This window comes from Rhodoferax sp. P1_F3 (genome assembly GCF_056405715.1).
Genome location: NZ_JBFUBO010000005.1, coordinates 21,056 through 41,949, shown reverse-complemented (window position 1 = coordinate 41,949; position 20,894 = coordinate 21,056). Strand labels below are relative to the sequence as shown.

At 62.8% G+C, this 20,894-nt stretch carries 16 protein-coding genes; 3 read left to right on the top strand and 13 right to left on the bottom strand.

Annotated elements, in window-relative coordinates; genetic code table 11:
• Positions 1 to 38 precede the first annotated feature (38 nt).
• Complete coding sequence (locus AC1DZ5_RS09530) at positions 39 to 980, top strand: SMP-30/gluconolactonase/LRE family protein (protein ID WP_477888425.1); 942 nt, start codon at positions 39 to 41, stop codon at positions 978 to 980.
• Here AC1DZ5_RS09530 and gshB read toward each other — a convergent pair.
• The 7 genes from gshB to AC1DZ5_RS09495 form a co-directional block, all read right to left on the bottom strand.
• Positions 902 to 1,861: a glutathione synthase gene (gene gshB / locus AC1DZ5_RS09525; protein WP_477888423.1), complete on the bottom strand. Its 960-nt coding sequence runs from the start codon at positions 1,859 to 1,861 to the stop codon at positions 902 to 904. The genes AC1DZ5_RS09530 and gshB overlap by 79 nt on opposite strands.
• 39 nt (positions 1,862 to 1,900) lie before the next feature.
• Entirely contained in the window at positions 1,901 to 3,118 is a 1,218-nt protein-coding gene (locus AC1DZ5_RS09520; RefSeq protein WP_477888421.1) for a benzoate/H(+) symporter BenE family transporter, read from the bottom strand.
• A gap of 48 nt (positions 3,119 to 3,166) precedes the next feature.
• Positions 3,167 to 5,035 (bottom strand): potassium transporter Kup, encoded by a 1,869-nt coding sequence (locus tag AC1DZ5_RS09515; protein ID WP_477888419.1) that lies wholly within the window; start codon positions 5,033 to 5,035, stop codon positions 3,167 to 3,169.
• A 160-nt stretch (positions 5,036 to 5,195) separates the two neighbouring features.
• On the bottom strand, positions 5,196 to 6,482 hold the full coding sequence (gene gshA, locus AC1DZ5_RS09510; protein WP_477888417.1) for a glutamate--cysteine ligase: 1,287 nt from the start codon (positions 6,480 to 6,482) through the stop codon (positions 5,196 to 5,198).
• Between the two features lie 94 nt (positions 6,483 to 6,576).
• Entirely contained in the window at positions 6,577 to 7,899 is a 1,323-nt protein-coding gene (locus AC1DZ5_RS09505) for a glutamate-5-semialdehyde dehydrogenase (protein WP_477888415.1), read from the bottom strand.
• 20 nt (positions 7,900 to 7,919) lie between these two features.
• Positions 7,920 to 9,419, bottom strand: a complete 1,500-nt coding sequence (locus tag AC1DZ5_RS09500) for a TIGR01777 family oxidoreductase (protein WP_477888413.1) — start codon at positions 9,417 to 9,419, stop codon at positions 7,920 to 7,922.
• A 22-nt stretch (positions 9,420 to 9,441) separates the two neighbouring features.
• Positions 9,442 to 10,098, bottom strand: a complete 657-nt coding sequence (locus tag AC1DZ5_RS09495; RefSeq protein ID WP_477888411.1) for a DUF4166 domain-containing protein — start codon at positions 10,096 to 10,098, stop codon at positions 9,442 to 9,444.
• A gap of 200 nt (positions 10,099 to 10,298) precedes the next feature.
• On the opposite strand from AC1DZ5_RS09495, the gene AC1DZ5_RS09490 reads away from it, so the two are divergent.
• On the top strand, positions 10,299 to 12,146 hold the full coding sequence (locus AC1DZ5_RS09490; protein WP_477888409.1) for a sensor histidine kinase: 1,848 nt from the start codon (positions 10,299 to 10,301) through the stop codon (positions 12,144 to 12,146).
• On the top strand, positions 12,143 to 13,534 hold the full coding sequence (locus AC1DZ5_RS09485; protein WP_477888407.1) for a sigma-54-dependent transcriptional regulator: 1,392 nt from the start codon (positions 12,143 to 12,145) through the stop codon (positions 13,532 to 13,534). Before AC1DZ5_RS09490 ends, AC1DZ5_RS09485 begins: the two co-directional genes overlap by 4 nt.
• A gap of 214 nt (positions 13,535 to 13,748) precedes the next feature.
• Here AC1DZ5_RS09485 and holA read toward each other — a convergent pair whose 3' ends face one another.
• The 6 genes from holA to leuS all read right to left on the bottom strand — a co-directional run bounded on the left by holA (position 13,749) and on the right by leuS (position 20,857).
• Positions 13,749 to 14,846 (bottom strand): DNA polymerase III subunit delta, encoded by a 1,098-nt coding sequence (holA, locus tag AC1DZ5_RS09480; protein WP_477888405.1) that lies wholly within the window; start codon positions 14,844 to 14,846, stop codon positions 13,749 to 13,751.
• Between the two features lie 33 nt (positions 14,847 to 14,879).
• Positions 14,880 to 15,788, bottom strand: a complete 909-nt coding sequence (locus AC1DZ5_RS09475; RefSeq protein ID WP_477888403.1) for an arginase — start codon at positions 15,786 to 15,788, stop codon at positions 14,880 to 14,882.
• Entirely contained in the window at positions 15,785 to 16,837 is a 1,053-nt protein-coding gene (locus tag AC1DZ5_RS09470; protein WP_477888401.1) for an ornithine cyclodeaminase, read from the bottom strand. The genes AC1DZ5_RS09475 and AC1DZ5_RS09470 overlap by 4 nt, the downstream gene beginning before the upstream one ends.
• 191 nt (positions 16,838 to 17,028) lie before the next feature.
• Positions 17,029 to 17,508, bottom strand: coding sequence for an Lrp/AsnC family transcriptional regulator (locus AC1DZ5_RS09465; RefSeq protein WP_477888399.1), 480 nt, complete (start codon positions 17,506 to 17,508; stop codon positions 17,029 to 17,031).
• A gap of 6 nt (positions 17,509 to 17,514) precedes the next feature.
• Positions 17,515 to 18,009 (bottom strand): LPS-assembly lipoprotein LptE, encoded by a 495-nt coding sequence (locus AC1DZ5_RS09460; protein ID WP_477888397.1) that lies wholly within the window; start codon positions 18,007 to 18,009, stop codon positions 17,515 to 17,517.
• A 7-nt stretch (positions 18,010 to 18,016) separates the two neighbouring features.
• On the bottom strand, positions 18,017 to 20,857 hold the full coding sequence (leuS, locus tag AC1DZ5_RS09455) for a leucine--tRNA ligase (RefSeq protein ID WP_477888395.1): 2,841 nt from the start codon (positions 20,855 to 20,857) through the stop codon (positions 18,017 to 18,019).
• Positions 20,858 to 20,894 lie beyond the last annotated feature (37 nt).

Here is a 20,894-nt window from a genome sequence, read left to right as displayed (position 1 = left end):
TGTTTTTGCCAAGGCTTGCATTGGGTACAGTGCGGACCATGAACTTCATCGACGCACGGCATCCGCACTTCCCCACCCTGTTTGCCGGCGCCCCTCCAGAGCAGTTGGCCAGTGGCTGCAAATGGGCTGAGGGCCCCGCCTACTTGGCGCAACAGCGCTGCGTGGTCTGGAGCGACATTCCCAACAACCGCATGCTGCGCTGGGACGAATCCACAGGTAGCGTGAGCACCTACCGCAGCCCGGCGCGCTACACCAACGGCCATACGCTGGACCAGGAAGGCCGTTTGATCAGCTGTGAACACGGTTCACGCAGCGTGACGCGCCTGGAGCACGACGGCAGCACCACGGTGCTGGCCAGCCACTGGCGCGGTAAACGCCTGAACAGCCCCAACGACGTGGTGGTGGCGCGCGACGGTGCCATCTGGTTCACCGACCCGGCCTACGGCATCGACAGCGACTACGAAGGCCACAAGGCCGACAGCGAAATTGGCGCCTGCCATGTCTACCGTGCGGATCCGGCCAAGGGTAGCTGCGAAGCCGTGTTGACCGACTTTGTGCGGCCCAACGGCTTGGCTTTCAACGCGGATGAATCACTGCTGTATGTGGCTGACACAGGTCGCACGCACATGGCAGAGGGGCCCAAGCACATTCGAGTGTTCACGGTGGGCACAGGCTACGTGTTGTCGGGCAGCGCCGTGTTTGCCGACTGCGATGTGGGCCTGTTTGACGGCTTCCGTGTGGATGCGCTGGGCCGGGTATGGACCAGCGCGGGTGACGGTGTGCACTGCTATGCGCCCAGCGGCGCGCTGCTGGGCAAGGTGTTGTTGCCGGAACCCGCAGCCAACCTGGTGTTTGGTGGTGTCAGTGGCTGCGACCTGTTTGTCTGCGCCACCAGCGCGCTTTACCGCGTGCGGCTCGCCTCGGACTGGGCCACTTCGAGCGCGTCGATGAACATGGCGGCCACGTCAAAGCCGGTCTGAGCGGCAATTTCCTGAAAGCAGGTCGGGCTGGTGACGTTGATCTCGGTCAGGCTGTCTCCAATCACGTCCAGCCCCACGAGCAGCAGGCCACGCGCCGCCAGAATAGGCCCCAGCGCTTCGGCAATGGCCCGGTCGGAGGCACTGATCGGCTGGGCCACGCCCTTGCCACCAGCCGCCAGGTTGCCACGCACCTCGCCACCCTGCGGAATGCGTGCCAGGCAGTAGGGCACGGGCTTGCCGCCGATCACCAGCACGCGCTTGTCGCCTTCGCTGATGGCGGGCAAAAACTTCTGCACCATGATCGTCTGGGCACCGTCCTTGTTCAGCGTTTCGATGATGCTGCCCAGGTTCAGGCCATCGTCCTTCACGCGGAAGATGCCCATGCCCCCCATGCCATCCAGCGGCTTCAGGATGATGTCGCGGTGCTCGGCATGGAAGGCGCGCACCGCATCGGCTTCGCGCGTGACCAGCGTAGGGCCGATGAACTGGGGGAATTCCAGAATCGCCAGCTTCTCAGGGTGGTCGCGCAGCGAGCGCGGTTTGTTGAAGACCTGCGCCCCCTCACGCTCGGCCTGCTCCAGCAAGTGGGTGGCGTAGAAGAATTCGCTGTCAAACGGCGGGTCCTTGCGCATGACCACGGCGTCAAAGTCCTTGATGGCCACGGTGTCCGCAGTCTCGGTGAACCAGGCTGTGGCGTCGCCCGTGAGTGTGATGCGGCGCACGGCCGCCTGCACCACGCCGCCACGCTGCCACACCAGGTGGCGCGGCTCGCAGGCAATGATGCGGTGGCCGCGGCGCTGGGCCTCGCGCATCATGGCAAAGGTGGTGTCCTTGTAGATCTTGAAGGATTCCAGCGGATCGGCAACAAACAGTATGTCCATGGTAATTCTCGGTAAAGGCTGCAAAACAGGCGCAGCAGCTCAGGCGGTGGCGGCGGGTTTGCGGCCGTAGTGTTGCACCAGCAGCGCCAGCGCACCGGCCACCACGCCCCAGAACGCTGAACCCACGCCGGCAATGACCACGCCACTGAGCGTGACCAGGAAGGTGATGAGGGCAGCTTCGCGGTTGGCATCGTCCTTGAGCGCTGCCGTCAGTGCGCCGCCAATGGTGCCCAAGAGCGCCAGCCCCGCAATGGCGGCCACCAGCTCCTTGGGAAAGGCCGTCAACACACCGGTGATGGCAGCGCCAAACAGGCCGATGACGATGTAAATGGCGCCGCAGGACACGGCCGCGGTGTAGCGCCGCGTGGGGTTGCTGTGGGCCTCAGGGCCCATGCAGATGGCGGCGGTGATGGCGCTGAGGTTGATGGCAAAAGCCCCAAACGGCGCCAGCACCAGCGTGGCCAGCCCGGTGAGTGTGATGACCTTGGAGATGGGAATGCCCGCGTCGCCCCCCTGCGCGCGGCGGTCCGCATAGCCCGCGGCCTGGATGGCGGCCACTCCGGGCAGATTCTGCGAGGCCATGGTGACCACGAACAGCGGCAGCGACAAACTGACAAAGGCTGCCAGCGAGAAGCGAGGGCTGATGAAAACCGGCCATGTCAAGCCAAAAGCGATGTCAGCCCTGGTAAAACCTGCGCTAGCAGCTACGAAAACAATAGCAACCAGCAGGGTGAGTGGCACCGCATAACGCGGCAGAAATCGCTTGCCCAGCAAGTAGGCCAGCACCATGGTGGCCACCAGCGGCAAGGCGGTTTGCGCAGCGCCAAAGCCCGACAGGCCAAAGCGCGCCAGCACGCCGGCCAACAGGGCCGAGGCCAGTGCCAGCGGAATGCGGTTCATCACGCGCTCAAACCATCCGGTGGCGCCCACCAACGTGATCAGCAGCGCACACAGGATGAAGGCGCCTACGGCGTCGGCCATGCTAAAGCCGCCAGCCAAACCAGCCGAGGCCAGCACTGCCGCGCCAGGCGTGCTCCAGGCCACCATGACGGGTTTTTTGAGCCACAGCGAGGGCACCAGGGTGCACAGGCCCATGCCGATGCTCAGCGCCCACATCCACGAGGCGGTGATTTCGGGCGTGGCGCCAAAGGCCTGGGCCGCCTGGAAGACGATAGCCACCGAACTGGTAAAGCCCACCAGCACCGCGACAAAGCCAGCCGTGAAGGCAGAGAGACTCAGGTCTTTGAAAAATTGCATCAGGCTTCATCCGTTGGGGACAGAGCCACAGATCTGTCTCCAACCGTTTTAGATTTCGATTTTGGAGCCCAACTCCACCACGGAGTTGTTCGGCAGGTTCAGAAAGTCTGCCGCGGCGCTGGCATTGTGGTGCATTTGCGCAAACAGCTTCTCGCGCCACGGCGCCATCCCCTCACCCAGCGTGGGTACCACGGTGTCACGTGACAAAAAGTAGCTGGTGGTCATGGCATTCATGTCGCAGCCACGGCCCTTGATCTGCGCCAGCGCCTTGGGCAGGTCGGGGTCATTCTTAAAGCCGTAGTGCACCACCACCTGCCAACAGTCATGGCCCAGCGAGTCCATTTGCACACGCTTGTCCAACCCGATCCAAGGTACCTCGTGGTTCTTGACCGTGACGAACAAGTTGCTGCTGTGTAGTACCTTGTTGTGTTTGAGGTTGTGCAGCAGCGCGTTAGGCACCGTTCCAGCTTCGGCCGTCAAAAATACAGCCGTTCCGTCCACCCGCACAGGAGGACTGACAAACACGGCTTCCAGAAAACTAGGTAGATCCAAGGCATCTGAACGCAACTTGGAGTTCATCAACCGCCTGCCGTCCTTCCACGTGGACATCACCACATACAGCCCGGCGGCCATGGCTAGCGGAAACCAACCGCCTTGCGCAATCTTCAGTGAATTGGATGCAAAAAAGGCTGCATCAATCACGAAAAAGACTCCGGTCGCAGCGATGCAAAGAGGGAGTGGATAGCCCCAGCCATAGCGAATCACAAAGAATGTCATCACCGTGGTGATGACCATGACCATGCTGACCGAGATCCCATAGGCTGCGGCCAACGCGGTCGACGAACCAAAAAAGACCACCGCCGCAATCACGCCAGCCAGCAATGCCCAATTGACGGCGGGGATATAGATCTGCCCCGTGTCCTTGATCGAGGTGTGCAAGATGGTCAAGCGTGGCAGAAAGCCCAGTTGGATGGTTTGTTTGGTGGCCGAAAAAGCCCCCGTGATCAACGCTTGGGAGGCAATCACTGTGGCCGCAGTGGCTAACCCCACCATGGGGATAAGCGCCCAGTCCGGCATCATGTTGAAGAAGGGATTGGAAGCAGCTTGCGGGTCACCCAGCACCAATGCCCCTTGGCCCAAATAGTTCAGTATCAGCGATGGCATCACCAGACCGAACCAGGCGATCCGGATGGGCGTTTTTCCAAAATGCCCCATATCTGCGTACAGAGCTTCCGCCCCTGTCAGGCAAAGAAAGACAGCGCCTAACGTGATGAAAGCCAAGGCGTAGTGCTCAACAGAAAAACGGATGGCGTAAAGAGGCGAGATGGCCATCAAGACACTGGGGTTCTGGGCAATTTGAACCGCACCAAATACGCCAATCGCCAAGAACCACACCACCGTCACAGGGCCAAAAAAGCGCCCAATGTCGCCCGTACCGCGCCGTTGCACCAAAAACAAACCTACCAGCACACCGAGTGAAATCGGCACCACATAGGGTTTTGCATTAGGGGTAATGGCCTCCAACCCCTCAACAGCAGACAACACCGAGATGGCTGGCGTGATGACACCATCGCCAAAAAACAATGCAACGCCGAAGACGCCCAGAACCATCAAAAAACCACGCACTTTAGGCCGCGACTTGGTGGACAAGGATGCCAAGGCCAGCAATGCCATCAGACCGCCCTCCCCGTGATTGTCCGCACGCATGATCAGACCCACATACTTCACGGAAACGATGACGGTGAGTGCCCAAATAAACAGGGATAAGACACCCAGTACGTTGTCATGGGTGATCGGAACGTGTCCACTGATGAAGACTTCTTTGAAGGCATACAGCACGCTGGTGCCGATGTCGCCGTAGACCACGCCGATGGCGCCCAGAGTGAGCGCCGTAAGAGACGATTTTGATGCTGACACAAATTGACCCGGCCGGCAGGCGCCGCCGGGTTCCATTCCGTTGGGGATCGCTATTTTGCTCCCGGCGCTTGGGGCCGCAAGAACGTAATCGCCAAATTCAACGGATTTTCAGCACATGTTGCAGCGCAGCAACTGGTCGCTCAAAATGGGTTGACGCGCCTCAGTCGTAGCGCTCTGCATCGGGATCGGTGGCTTCCAACTCGTAGCTGGCGGCCAACATGGCCAGGCGGCCAATCACCCCGTACATGTAGAAGCGGTTGGGCGCACTGGCCCCGGGTTTGACGCCCGGCTGGGGTAAGTGCGTACTCTCCGCAAACGCCAATGGCACGTAGCTGGAACCCGGCGCGCTGAGGTTTTCGTCAATGCCGCGCTCAGCATGCATGCGGTAGAAACCGCCCACCACATAGCGGTCCATCAGGTAGACCACGGGCTCGGCCACGGCGTCGTTGACACGCTCATTGGTCTGCACGCCCTCTTGCAAGATCAGTTCCAGCGGGTCCGGCGAGGCCTCCTGCCCGGCGCCCAGCTTGCGCAGCTTGGCGTCCAGGTCCTTGGTGTCACGCACGGTCAGGATGGCGTTGCCGCTGGTGCGGTTGTCCGCCTTGATGACGAGGAAGGGCTTCTCCTTGATGCCGTATTCCTTGTACTTCTTCTTCACCTTGGTCAGCATCGCGTCCACGCGCTGGTGCAAGGCGTCAACACCCTGGGACGTGCTCAGGTCGACCACGCCGTATTTGTCGAACATCGGGGTGATGAGCCAGGAATCCACGCCAATGAGCTTGCCAAAGCGCTTGGCCACCTCTTCGTAGCACTTGAAGTGGGTGCTCTTGCGCCGTGTGGTCCAGCTCGCATGCAGCGGGGGCAGCAGGTACTGCTCGTGCAGGTCTTCCAGAATGCCGGGCACGCCGCTGCGCAGGTCGTTGTTCAGCAGGATGGTGCAGGGGTCAAAGTCTTTCACGCCCAGGCGGCCCTTGGTGCGGATCACGGGCTCCAGCGTGATGCTCTCGCCATTGGGCAGCTCGATGGTGGTGCTTTTCTTGATGTCAGGGCTGATGGAGCCAATGCGTACGTTCAGGCCCGCCATGTGAAAGATGCGGCGCAGCTGGGCCAGATTGCTCATCTGGAAGGTGCTGCGCGCGTTGTTATCGGGCACGATGAGCAGGTTGCGCGCCTCAGGGCAGATCTTCTCGATGGCCGCCTGGGCTGCCTGCACGGCCAACGGCAACATGGCCGGGGTCAGGTTGGTCCAGCCACCGGGGAAAAAGTTAGTGTCCACCGGGGCCAGCTTGAAGCCGGCGTTGCGCACATCCACCGCGGTGTAGAAGGGTGGCGTGTGCTCCATCCACTCCAGGCGAAACCAGCGCTCGATGGCGGGCATGGAGTCCAGAACCCGTTGCTCGAGTTCATTGATGGGGCCCGTCAGGGCGGTAACGAGGTGCGGAACCATACGACGCTTTCAAGAAGGATCCCCATTCTAGGGGTCGCCCCTAGGTGGTGAACCTTGCACCGATTTCAAGACTCGGGCCGCTGCCCATTGGCATTTAAGTGCGCACTTCGCCCTCGCCCAGCACCACGTATTTCAGCGAGGTCAGCCCCTCAATGCCCACGGGCCCGCGGGCGTGGAACTTGTCGGTGCTGATGCCAATTTCGGCACCCAAGCCAAATTCAAAGCCATCGGCAAAGCGCGTGCTGGTATTGACCATCACGCTGGCCGAGTCCACCTCTCGCAGAAACCTCTGGGCGTGCACATGGTTGGTGGTGAGTATGGCGTCGGTGTGGTGGCTGCTGTACTGGTTGATGTGGGCAATGGCCTCGTCCACCCCCGCGACCACCTTGACGCTGACGATGGGCGCGAGGTACTCCTCGTACCAGTCCTGCTCGGTGGCGGGCACCAGTTTTGCTCCTGAATTGCTAGCTGCTTGCGCAGTATTCACGGGGGCTAGCGGCAGATTTGACTGCAAAATGACCAAAGCCTCGGGATCGCAGCGCATTTCTACCCCCTTGGCAGCGTAGACCGCGCCAATCAGCGGCAGGAATTGGGCCGCCGCACCGCGCGCCACCAGCAAGCCTTCAGCGGCATTGCAGGGGCTGTACTTGTTGGTCTTGGCGTTGTCCGCCACCTTGACGGCCATGGCGATGTCGCAGGGGTCGTCCACATACACGTGGCAGTTGCCGTCCAGGTGCTTGATGACCGGTACTTTGGCGTCGCGGCTGATGCGCTCGATCAGGCCCTTGCCACCGCGCGGGATGATCACGTCCACATACTGCGGCATGGCGATGAGATGGCCCACCACCTCGCGGTCCGTGGTCTGCACCAGTTGCACCGCATCAGCGGGCAGGCCACTTTCCACCAGCGCCTGCTGCACCAGCTTGGCCAGCGCCTTGTTGGAGTCAATCGCCTCGGAGCCGCCGCGCAGAATGCAGGCGTTGCCGCTCTTGATCGACAGGCTGGCCGCCTCGATCGTCACATTGGGCCGGCTCTCGAAAATCATGCCGAACACGCCAATCGGCACCCGCATCTGCCCCACGCGGATACCGCTGGGCTGCTGCTTCATGCCGATGATCTCGCCAATCACATCGGCCATGGCCGCCAGCTGCTCGCAGCCTTCCGCGCAGGTTTCCAGCACCTTGGGCGTCAATTTCAGCCGGTCCACCATGGGCGCCGCCAGACCATTGGCGATGGCGCGCTCAATATCCTTGGCGTTGTCCACCTGCAGCGCCGCCGTGTTCTCGCGCAGCAGCTGCGCCAGCGCCCGAAGCGCTGCGTTTTTCATAGCAGCCGGCGCTTTGGCCATGAGGGCAGATGCCACTTTGGCCTGTGAACCGAGGGCGTGGGTGATTTCGGTGATGTTGGTCGCGTTCATGGGGGGATTTTCGCAGATATCTATATCCGGGTGGATGTCTCCCAATTAGCGGAATGGGTCAGCCCCTTGCCTGCCAATGCCTGCAGTGCGCCAACCAGCCTGGGGTAAACAAACCGGTAGCCCGCTGCCGTCGCCGCACGTGGCCGGGCATTCTGCCCATCCAGCAACAGCGTGGACATCTCGCCCATCAGTGCGCGCAGCAGTGTGCTGGGCACACGCATCCACACATGCCGACCGAAGGACGCGGCAAGCGCTTGCGCAAACAGCGCCTGCGGCACGGTGTCAGGCGCGACAGCATTGACCGGACCGCACAGACTTTCCTGTGCCAGCGCAAAGCGAACCATACCTACGGCATCGTCCAGGTGTATCCATGGCGCAGCTTGACGCCCGCTGCCCAGCACAGCACCCATCCCTAGACGGGCACTGAAGGCCAGCATGGGGTAGGCGCCATCGCCGCGTCCCAGCACTACGCCGAACCGCATACGCACCACCCGCACGCCCATGCCTTCGGCACGCCGGGCCTCATGCTCGGTCGCGGCGCACAGGTCGGACTGGAACTCACCCGGGCGCGGGTCGGCCGTCTCGTCCAAGGGGTCGAACGAAGCGTTGGGCGAAGCGCCGTAAAACCCCACAGCCGACGCGCTGACCAACACCCGCGGTGGCTGTTGCAGGCGGCGCATCAAGTTCACCGCAGCTGCCGTGGCACCCACACGGCTATTGAGCAAGGTGCATCGGCGTGCTGCAGTCCAGGGCATGCCCAACACGCGCGCGCCCGCCAGGTTAACGATGGCGTCGATACAGGTTTCGCTGGGGATGGCATTCAGGCTGTCAACCACCCATACACCCGGTCCGAAGCTGGCGCGGGCCTGTAGCAGGTCGCGCGACAGCACGATCACGCGCTGGCCGTCGCGTAGCAGGTCGGCCACCAGCGCGCTACCGACAAAGCCGGTGGCGCCTGTCACCAGGACCGCAGGAGCAATGCGGTGAGCACTGGCAAGGGGCACCGACAGAGGAGTTTGTTTCGCCGCGCGGTTCAACTGCCGCACCGCCAACCCATTGCGCACGCTCCAGGCCAGCACACCCAGGCCATAGGCCGTACACAACCATGAGACCCCGCCGTGCGGCGTCATGGCCATCGCAGTGTTCAACTGTGCCCAGCCCCACAGCACCGGCGCAAAGACGCCCAGAAACAGGCCGTAGCTGATGGTCAGCACGGTGTGCAGCACACGCTCAAGCGGCGGCAGCTTGCGCGTGCGGTCTTCTTCCAGAAAATCGGCGAGCGTGATGCCTAGCTCGGTCAACAGCATCACGGCCAGCACCACGGCAAAGGCGCCGCGCCACTCAAACCAGCCCAAACCGATGAAGACGACGCCGTAGATGGCCTCACGTGCAGCGTGCAGGGCCAGCTCATAGCGGGCCGAGATACGCTGTGGCAACTTGGCCTCCAGTTCGTGGTGCCACAGGTTGTCAAAAGCGCCCAGGACAGCCTGGACAGACAGCAGAAAGAAGATTGTGTTCATGGTGTATTCCTCACTCTAAAAATCAAACCACCGGATCCCAAAAGACACCGGTTTGGTGAAAGGTTTCGCCCCACAGCGCGTGCACCATGGACAGCGTGAAGCGGAACCGGCCTGCACCCAAGTCGGCGTGCACCACGCGACAGGTGCCCGGGGTCAGCAGGGCAGGCACGGGCAGGCGCATGCGACCCCAAACCAGCCAGAAGCGGCAGCTTTGAAAGACCAATGTGCCGGCGTCCTCGAACACATCGAGCGACATGCTCAGCCCCCCAACGGTGCGTTCCAGCAAATCGCCATCGGCGCCCATCTCTTTGGTCGAGCGCACAGTACGGTCTTGGCCTTGGGTGCCGGTATGGAAACAACGTTCCCAGACGACACCACCGTGGCCGTTGGCGCTGACACGCACGGTGGTGGGTACGACACGGCTATTCAGGTGGGTTAGCGGGCCGCCAAGCAGGCGGGCGAATGCGGCGTAGACGTGACCGATGCGCGAACAGCGCAGGTCCATGTGCCCTTCATAGATCACATCGGCATGGGCGACACCGAAGCGGTGTTGCACAGCAACTGGTAAGCGGGCCCAGCCAGCAGGACCAACCAGGGCTGCCAAGTCAAGTGCGGCAGTGACGGGCGTAGGTGTGTTGCTGTGAGGGCGACTGGTAACAAGGGGCGTCAGGGCAGACATGGGAAGCTCGCTGAAGTGGCGGATGCATCCTTCATTGCGAAAACTGGACCAGCCTCGCCATCACTCGCAAGTCATTGATTTCATTGAAAATCACCGCTCGATCTGCATACTTGGTTTACAGTGTGCAGAGCCACAATCGTCAACCCCAGGAACAGGTCTACCGCCATGCATAGCGCCCATTCACCCGTTACCCTTTTCCCATGCTGATACACGTCGTCCTCGGGTTCGCATTGCTGGAAACGCTGGTGTTGGCGGCCGTGCTGTTGGCATGGGCCGACCGCGTGGCTGGCGCCCGCCTGCTGGCCGCCTTTCTGCTGGGCATCTCGCTGTGGATGACCGGCAACGAATTGCCCAACTGGTTCGGCCCCGATGCGGAGCGGGCCATGATGATGTTGCTGGCTACCGCGCCCTTCACCTCCGCGCTGTTCTTCCACTTTTGCACGGTGTTTTGCGCCGTGAATATCGGTCAAGCCGGTGTCACAGCCGCCTATACGTTGGGCGCTGGGGCCACCATCGTGTCCGAAATTTTGTTACCAGCCCATATTGCGCCGCACCGGGACATAGGATGGATCGCCATTGCCAGCGCGGTGGGTTGGATCGCCAGCATGGCCTGGGTCATTCTCGGCATTGGCGGCGTTGCAGTGTTGTTGCTCGGACTGGAGCGGGCGCGCCGCGCACACGATCACCAGAAGTTTCGACAGATTGCCGCCGTCACCGCCTCGTGCCTGTGGGGTTTGCTCTGCCTGGCGGGCTACGGCATTGCCGTACTGGATCTCCCCATCTACCCGTTTCCGCTGTTGGGGCTGCCGCTGTACTCGCTGATCCTCGTCTACGGCATCCTGCGTTACGGCGTTTTTGTGGCCAACGCCTGGGCACGTCGTGCGCTGGTTTGGGCACTGCTGCTGGCCTTGGGTGCGGTCGTGGTGGCGGTGACGCCGCTACTGCTGCCATTTGAGTCGCGCTGGCTGGGTGGGCTGGCGGTCGCTGCCAGCGTGCTGGCGCTGAACGGCCCGGTGCGGCGCTTTGCCGAGCGGCTGGTGTACCCGGGCGGCGAAGTGTCGGTCACCGATCTGGAGGCTTGGCGCAGTGCGTTGCAGTCGGCCGAGACCGCAGATGCGTTAGCTTCACAGGCGGCCGTTCTCCTCAGTACGCGCATTGGCACGCAAGTCGAAGTCCACGTCGGAGACCCCTCCAACATGGCCACCAGCGCGCCGCAATTGGTCTGCGTCAACGGCAGCAAAGGCTGGGGTACGACACTGCAAGGTTGGGACGCTGCACCGCCCGGCCCCCGCCATGTCGCGGAATTGTTTGGAACCATAGTGGCCGAATCAGCGGCACGCGTGGACCAGGCCCAGCAGTTCGCTGCCCGCGAACGCGAACGCCAGTTGCAGGCACGCCTCGCCGAACTTGGATCGCTGGCGGCCACTGTGGCGCATGACATTCGCAACCCGCTCAACATCATCTCCATGGCTGTGGCAACGGCATCCACCGATACGCGACGCGAGGTGGCCGACCAAGTGGGCCGCATTTCCAATCTGACACGCGACCTGCTGGACTACGCCAAACCGTGGAAACTCTCCACGACGCGCATGGACCTGGTTGCACAGGTGCGCGCCGCCGCCAAGCGCCTGCCCAATGTGAGCTTCGGCGCAGGCATGGCGCAAGCGGTGCTGCTGGACGCTGACCCGCAACGCGTGGAGCAGGCACTGACCAATCTGTTTGAGAACGCACGCATCGCCGTCGCATCGTCGGCCGCTGAAGGGAACGAATCCACCCACAGCCCCATGCACATCGACGTCGAGACCACCGACACCACCGTGTTGCTGCACGTCTGCGACAGCGGCCCCGGTGTGCCTGAGGAGATCCGCAGCCGCCTGTTCGAACCCTTTGCCTCACGCAGCCCCGGTGGCACTGGCCTGGGCCTTGCCATTGTGGCGCGCACCATGGCCGCACATGGCGGCTCTGTGGCGCTGACCGAACGCGCACCCTGGCGCACCTGCTTCACGTTGCAGTTCCCCCTGACGAGTACAACAGCATGCCCCCCATGACAGACCATTCCGAAGTTGCTCCAGAAACCGGGCACGTACTGCTGGTGGATGACGAAGTTGCCTTCCAGCGCCTGGGCGGCAACTTCCTGCGCGACCTGGGCCACACTGTCACATTGGCCGGCGACACTGAACAAGCCCTAGCCGCGTTTGCCAAACAGCAGCCGGAGCTGGTGCTGCTGGACCTGGCCATGCCGCCGCACATGGATCCCGAGATCGGCCTGGACCTGATTCCCCGCTTTGCGCGTGTGCCGGTGGTCGTGCTGACCGGCCATGGCGACCACGCACTGGCATTGCGTGCCACCGAGCTGGGTGCTTGGGATTTTTTAACCAAGCCCATAGACCCCGACATTCTGCGTTTCGTCGTCGCCCGCGGCCTGCGCAAAGCGCGGTTGGACGCGGAACTAAGCGCTCTGCGCGTCGAGCAGGCAGTGGATGACCTGGGCATGGTGGGCCTGGCGCCAGCCACCGTGCAACTGCGCGCGCTGGTGCGCCGCGTCGCACAAACCACCGTCAGCGTGCTGGTATTGGGCCCCACAGGTACCGGCAAAGAACTAGTCGCCCGCGCGCTGCACGCCTGCAGCCCACGTCGCTCAGGACCGTTTGTCGCCATCCACTGCGGTGCGCTGTCGGCCGAACTGCTGGAGAGCGAACTCTTTGGCCACATGAAGGGCAGCTTCACCGGTGCTTACCGCGACCAACCCGGTCTGGTGGAGGCCGCGCACGGTGGCACCTTGTTCCTGGATGAAGTGGGTGAAATGCCACCACCTATGCAGGTCAAACTACTACGCTTTTTGCAGGAAGGCGCGTTTGTACCCGTGGGTGGCCGGGCGCAGAAGCATGCCAACACCCGCGTGGTGGCCGCCACGCACCGCGATCTGGAAGCCATGGTGCGCGAAGGCACTTTCCGCGAGGATTTGTACTACCGGCTCAAGGGCGTGGTGCTGCGCACCCCAGCGATCGCTGAGCGCCCAGCCGACATTCCGCTACTGGCCACGCGCTTTCTGCATCGCGTGGCACCGCGCGCAGGTTTGTCAGCCGGTGCCCTGGCCTGGTTGATGGCGCGTGACTGGCCGGGCAATGTGCGCGAATTGAAAGCGGTGGTGGAGTCGGCTGGCGCGTTGCTACTACCCGACCAGCGCGAGGTGGACGCAGAGTTGCTACGGCTGGCCAGTGGCGATGTGTCGGAGGCCGCCACCGCACCCCGGTCCGAGACACCCGTCAACGGTGAAAGCGCTGGTCCGCTGGACGCCGCCCTGCTGGAGCTGGAATTGCGCTTGGTCCGCGACACCATGACCGCAGTCGGTGGCAACCAGTCCGAGGCCGCGCGGCGTCTGGGCATTTCACGGGTGGGGCTCATCAAGAAGCTCACACGCCTGGGACTACGCTAGGCCACAGCCCTCGGTTTTGGCGCAGCAGTCGCGGTAGCGTCAAAGCGCTACGTTTTTAGTAGCTGCCGGCGCACGCACCATCAGGGCAGATGCCATTTTTTTCTGAAACCCAAGGGGAAGCTCCCCCACTGCAAACGTCAATCGGGGACTGTATTAGCGATGCTTTTAGGCACACGACATGGACCGTTCTAAGTTGGAGGGCTACACACCAAGCTTAGCGCGCACGCGTCTGAGCATTGCCCCCTGCAGGCGCCACAGCACACAACCCGCACAACTGCAACGCCAACCGGTGCAGCGCCTGCCAGCCCGTGGTGGGCCAATCGGGTTGTTTTAGGCCTTTGACAATGCCGTCCACCAGGTGGGCGGATTGCAGCAGTTCGGCCAGTTTGGATTCAGAAAGCTTGGGCAGCACGCGCTCGAACAGGCGCTCTTTCGCGCCCCAGATGCGGCTCTCGCGCAGCGCCATGGGCAGGGGGCGTCCCTGGGCCATGGCGTCTTTCACGCGTTTGAGGGCGCGGATGTCTTCGGCCAGCGTGTAGTGCACCAGCACCTCGGCTTCGCCTTCGGCCTGCAGGCCGTCCAGCATGCGCTGCACGCGCACCGCCTGACCGGCCAGCACCGCTTCACTGAGTTTGAAAACGTCGTAGCGGGCCACGTTGAGCACGGCGCTCTCGACTTGCTCCAGCGTTAAGACCCCGCCGTTCGCATCGGCAGGAAACAGCAGCCCGAGCTTCTGAATTTCCTGGTGCGCGGCCAGCAGGTTGCCCTCCACGCGGTCGGCAAAGAACTGCAGCGTGCGCTGGCCTTCTTCGCCGGCTTCCACGCGCTGGCCCTGCGCGCCCAGACGCTGGGCAATCCATTGCGGCAAGGCGCCGCGCTCCACGGGGCTGACTTCCAGCGTGACGCCATTGGCATCCAGGGCGGCAAACCAGGCCGTGGACTTGGTCATCTTGTCCAGGCGCGGCAGCATGACGATGGTGAGGGTGGAGTCGTTGCCCTGCGCGCCTTCGGCCAGCTGCTGCAGTGCCACGCTACCGTCCTTGCCGGGCTTGCCGCTGGGGATACGGATTTCGACGATTTGCTTGTCGGCAAACAGGCTTAGCGAACCGCCCGCGGCCAGCACTTCGCTCCAGTCAAAGTGAGCGCCTGCCACCGTGTGAGAGGTGCGCTCGGTGTAACCATTGGCACGGGCGTTGGCGCGGATGGCGTCCAACGCCTCTTGTTGCAACAGCGGCTCATCCCCGTGCAGGGTGTACAGGCTCTTGAGCCCGCGCTGCAGATGGGTGCTGAGTTGGTTAGCCGCGAGTTGCATAGGGGGCTGAGTTTAAGGCCCCCAGGCTTCAGCTTAAGCCGCCAACCCTAGCGCTGTGGCTTGAGGCGCGAGCATGGAACACACCAGCTCTGTGGCGGCCTGGGCGGTTTGGCCGCCAAAGTCGCGCAACGGGTTGTACTCCGTCAGTTCCAGCGCCACAAACTGCGGGTCTTGGCTGCAGCCGGCCATCACTTGCAAGGCATCTGCCAAGCGGATGCCTTGCTCTACCGGTGTGCCGGTGCCCGGCGCGTCGCGCGGGTCCAGGCCGTCTAGGTCAAAGCTGATGCCCCAACCCGCCGTACCCGTCTGCACGCGAGTGCGGGCCTCGTCAAAGCAGGCGGCAAAGCCGCGCTCTTGCACCTCTGGCATGAACATCACACGCACACCCAGGCTATCGAGCAGCGCCTTCTCGGCCGGCTCATAGCTGCGCGCACCGATGATGACCAAATGCTCGGGGCGCAGTTTGTGGCGCCAGCCGAAGAGATCTGTCATTCCCACCGAGCCATGGCCCAGCAAGGCCGCCACAGGCATGCCGTGCGGCGCCTGGCTGTCCGAAGTCTCGGGTGTATGCGCGTCCAGGTGCGCGTCGATCCAGACCAGACCCAGCGTGCCCTGCGGGCGCAAATGGTCAGCCACCGCGCTCCAGGTGCCAACGGCGCAGGAATGGTCACCACCCAGCACCAGCGGCTGCTGGTTCTGGCGCAGCACTTGGGCCACGGTGCCGGCCAGGCGTTCGGAGAAACCTTCGATCGCGTTCAGGCGGCTGGTCGCCAGCATGGGCTGGGCGGTCACCGTGTCACCCCAGGTGACGGTGCGGCCGGTCGTAGCCAGCGCATTGGCGATACCATGCTCGCGCAGTGCCGCGGCACCCCACTTGCAGCCGCCATCGCTGGCGCCCTCGCCCACCGCGGCACCCACCAGGTGCAGAACGGAAGTACTCATGCGGCTTTGCGCAAGGCCGGGCGTGCGGCGGTGGCGCAGGCAAACAAGTCTTTGGGGTCCGGTAGGTCGGGCACCAGTTGCACCGTGCTGCCCACGCCCAGTTTTTGCGACAGCGCGTGCACATAGCGCAAGGCCGACAGGTCTTCCAGCGCAAAGCCTACGGAATCAAACAGCGTGACCTGCGCGGCGTTCTCACGGCCTACGCCAGTGCCGGCCAGCACTCTCCACAATGGATGCGTCACAAAGTCAGCCGGCATTTGCTGCAGCTCGCCCTCGACGCGGGTTTGCGGTTCAAACTCCACGAACACCTTGGCGTGGTTCAGGATTTCTGCCTCCAGCTCGGTCTTGCCGGGACAGTCGCCACCTACAGCGTTCAGGTGCATGCCGGGTTCGATCATGTCGGCGGTCAGGATGGTGGCGTTCGTCTTGTCGGCCGTCACCGTGGTCACGATGTCGGCGCCGCGCACGGCCTCGCGCGTGGAGGCGCAGCGAGCTATGGTGAGGCTGCCGGCGTCGGTGTAAGGGCGCAGGTTGGCCACCAGTTTGTCGGTGGCCTTGGGGTCCACGTCAAACACGCGCAGCGTGGTGATGCCCAGCTGGGCCATGAAGGCAATCGCCTGAAATTCGCTTTGCGAGCCATTGCCGATCAGGGCCATGGTCTTGCTCTCGGGCCGGGCCAGCACCTTGGCCGCCATGGCGGAGGTAGCCGCCGTGCGCAGGGCGGTGGTGATGGTCAGCTCGCTGAGCAGCTCGGGGTAGCCGGTGGCCACATCGGCCAGCACGCCAAAGGCCATCACGGTGGACAGCCCTTGCAGCGGGTTCTTGGGGTGGCCGTTGACGTACTTGAAGGCATAGAGCGCGCTGTCCGACACGGGCATCAGCTCGATCACGCCATTGGTGCTGTGGTTGGCCGTGCGGGGGGACTTGTCAAAGTCTTCCCAACGCAGAAAGTCTTCACGGATGGTCTGCGCCATCTCGGACATCATGGGCGCCAGGCCGTGCTGGCGCACCAGCTCTTGCATGTCGTGGACGTCGATGTAGCGGGTCATGTTGTGTCTCCTCAGGTAGCCGGGAGAGGTGCGGAATCCGCAGGCCTCCATAGGCCCTGATGGCCCACCCGGCATACAAGAAGTTTAGGCTGGGAGTGGGCGCTGTAAGCGCCGAAGCGTTAGAGGTAAAGCACGCAAAAGTGCTGAATTGACAGCAAGTTACTTCCGTTTCGGAAGCGCCTCAGGGCCACCTAGCTGTCGTCGCGCACCATGAGCGGAAAGCCCGCGAATTCCTTGACCGTCTGCAGCTCAGTGCTGGTCACCACTTTGTCGATGCCCAGACCGATGTCGTCAATCCAGGTGTTGGTGAGGTCGCGGTAGTGCGCCAGGTCGCGGCAGGCCAGGCGCACCAGGTAGTCATATCGGCCGCTGACCAAGTGGCAGGCAATCACCTCAGGGCAGGCCACCATGGCCGCTTCAAAGCGCTGCACCGTGGCCTGGCGCTGGTCCTTGAGCGCGATCTCGGCAAACACCGACACATGCTCGCCCAACGCCTTGCGCGCCAATAACGCGCGGTAGCCCGCGATCAGGCCGTCGTCTTCGAGCCGGCGGATGCGGTTCAGCGTGGCGCGGGCCGAGAGGTTGACCACCTCGGACAGCGCCTGCGCGCTCATGCGGCCGTCGCTTTGCAGCAGCTCCAGCAGGGTTTGGTCCACGCGGTCCAGGGCCATGTGGGTTCAGTCCAGGGTTTTGACCGCGGCAATGCGGCGCAGCAGCTGCTGCACGATGTCGGACTGCATGTCGCGGTACAGCAGGCCTTCTTCAGCTTCTTTGGCCAGCACCGCGGATTCGTTGAAGCTGATGTCGCGCTGCTGGATGATCTCGGTGTCCTCGATCAGGTCGCGCCCCTGCGGCGTGCGCATGCGAAATTTCAGGCGAATGCGCAGCTGGAACTCGCGCACCTGGCCCGAGGCGTTGACGCCCACCACCGTCTTCTCGCGCAGCTCCTGCAGGATGTCCACAATCACCTGCGGCGGCTGGCCGCCAGTCGGTGGCGCCACCGGACGCACAGCGTCGCCCAAGTAACGGATCAGCTCTGACGCCACCGCACCGCCGCGCTCGGGCGTGACGGCGATAGTCTCGAAGGCAAAGGTCTGCTTGCCACGCAGCTTGAAGCCGCAGCTGGCCAGCAGGACCGCGGCGGGCAGGACAAACAGGTGGCGGCGTTGCATCACAGCTTTACACCACCACGTTGACCAAGCGGCCGGGCACCACGATGACCTTCTTGGCCGGGGCACCAGCAGCTTGGGCCAAAAAGGCCTCGCTGGCCAGGGCCGCGGCTTCGATGGCTTCCTTGCTGGCGTCGGCAGGTACGCGCACCGCGCCGCGCAGCTTGCCGTTGACCTGCAGCACCAACTCAATTTCGTCTTGCACCAGGGCCGAGGCATCGACCAGGGGCCAAGGCGCGTCCAGCAAGTCACCCAAGGTTCCGGCATAGCCCAGCTCGGACCACAGCGTGTGCGCCAGGTGCGGCGTGGCGGGGTAGAGCACGCGCAGCAGGATGCCGAAACCTTCGATCAGCGCCACCTGGGCACCCGCGCTGTCCAGGGACTTGAAGCCTTCCAGCGCGTTGATCATCTTCATGGTGCCGGACACCACGGTGTTGTACTGCATGCGCTGGTAGTCAAAGTCCACCTGCTTGAGCACCGTGTGCATCTCCAGGCGTAGAGCCTTCGCTTCCTTGCCAAATTCAACATCTTTCAGGCTGCTAGCCCCCGTCGCACTTGCGCTGGCAGCTACCGAATTCATAGCAGACAGTTTGTAGCCAAAGTTCCAGACGCGGCGCAGGAAGCGGTAGCTACCTTCCACGGCAGAGTCGTTCCACTCCAGCGTGGCTTCGGGCGGCGCGGTGAACATGGTGTAGATGCGGGCGGTGTCTGCGCCGTACTTGGCAATCAACTCCTGTGGGTCCACACCGTTGTTCTTGGACTTGGACATGGTACCCACGCCCTCGTAGTCGATGGCGGTGCCCACGGGCAATTTTCCATCGCCGCTGTCGGCTTCGTTCTTGAGCTTGGCGCCCACCACCTTGCCGGCCTCGTCGAGCACATGCTCCACGTCATGCGGCCAGAAGTAGTCCTTGCCGCCCTTGGCAGTGCGGCGGCTGTAGATGTGGTTGAGCACCATGCCCTGGGTCAGCAGCTTGGTGAACGGCTCATCCACCTTCACCAGGCCCAGGTCGCGCATCACCTTGGTCCAGAAGCGGGCGTACAGCAGGTGCAAGATGGCATGCTCGATGCCGCCGATGTACTGGTCCATGCCGCTACCACCGGTGGCCAGCTGTTGGTCGCGCATCCAGTAGTCCGTGCCCCCGGCCACCATGGCCTCTGCGTTCTTGGGGTCGCAGTAGCGCATGAAGTACCAGCTGGAATCCACAAAGGTGTCCATGGTGTCAGTTTCGCGGCGCGCGGCCTTGCCGCACACGGGGCAGACCACGCCAGCGTGGAAGCCTTCGTGCTTGTGCAGGGGGTTACCCGAGCCATCGGGCACGCAGTCCTGCGGCAGTACCACGGGCAGGTCTTTCTCGGGCACCGGTACGGCGCCATGCTCGTCGCAATGGATGATGGGGATGGGCGTGCCCCAGTAGCGCTGGCGGCTCACACCCCAGTCACGCAGACGCCAAGTGATTTTCTTCTCGCCGAGGCCCTTGGCCGCGAGGTCGGCGGCCACTGCATCGACCGCTGCGTTGAAGTTCAATCCGTCATATTTTCCGGAATTGACGCATTGACCATATGCAGAAAATACAGGGAACCAGTCAAACCAATTGAGACTTTTTTCACCGTCATTCAACGAAGGGAATTCCCATTTCTCACTTTCCTGTCCTGTTGCCCAGGATGCGCGGAAATCAGTGGAAATATTGCTTATGTCCCAACTGGCAGGAGCAACTACTGCTTTGATTGGAAGCTTGTATTTTTTTGCGAATTCGAAGTCACGCTCGTCGTGCGCCGGTACGCCCATCACGGCGCCATCGCCGTAGCCCATGAGCACGTAGTTACCCACCCACACCGGCACTTGTGCGCCGGTCAGTGGGTGCGCCACAAACAAGCCCGTAGGCTGGCCCTTTTTCTCCTGCGTGGCCAGCTCGGCCTCGGTGGTGCCGCCGTGCTTGCATTCTTCAATGAAAGCGGCCAGTGCGGCGTTGCCCACGGCTGCGTGCGCGGCCAGCGGGTGCTCGGGTGCTACGGCGCAGAAGGTCACGCCCATGATGGTGTCGGCGCGCGTGGTGAACACGTACATGCGACCATCGCCAATCAGTGCGCCGCTCGCATCCTTGATGGCGTGCGGGAACGCGAAGCGCACACCTTCGCTCTTGCCAATCCAGTTTTCTTGCATCAGGCGCACGCGGTCGGGCCAGCCGTTCAGCGTGGCTTTCTCATTGCCCATCTGCACATGGTCCAACAGCTCCTGCGCGTAGTCGGTAATCTTGAGGTAGTAGCCGGGGATCTCGCGCTTCTCGACCACGGCGCCGGTACGCCAGCCCTTCCCGTCAATTACCTGCTCGTTGGCCAACACGGTCTGGTCTACCGGGTCCCAATTCACCACCTGGGTCTTGCGGTAGGCGATGCCCTTTTCCAGCATCTTCAGGAACAACCATTGGTTCCATTTGTAGTACTGAGGATCGCAGGTGGCGACCTCGCGGCTCCAGTCAATAGCCAGGCCCATGGCCTGCATCTGGCCCTTCATGTAGGCGATGTTCTCGTAGGTCCATTGGGCGGGCGGCACCTTGTTCTTCAACGCGGCGTTTTCAGCGGGCAGGCCAAACGCGTCCCAGCCCATGGGCATGAGCACGTTGTAACCGTTCATGCGCAGGTAGCGCGTGAGCATGTCGTTGATGGTGTAGTTGCGCACATGGCCCATATGCAGCTTGCCGCTGGGGTAGGGCAGCATGGAGCAGGCGTAGAACTTCTTCTTGCCCTCGTCCTCGGTCACGCGGTAGGCGTTCTGGCCGCTCCACAGAGGCTGCGACCAATGGTCTTGGGCCGATTTTTCTACGTCGAGGTGCTGGTACTTGTCTTGCATGGAATGGGTGGGCAGCACAGGCGCTGCCAGAGGAGAA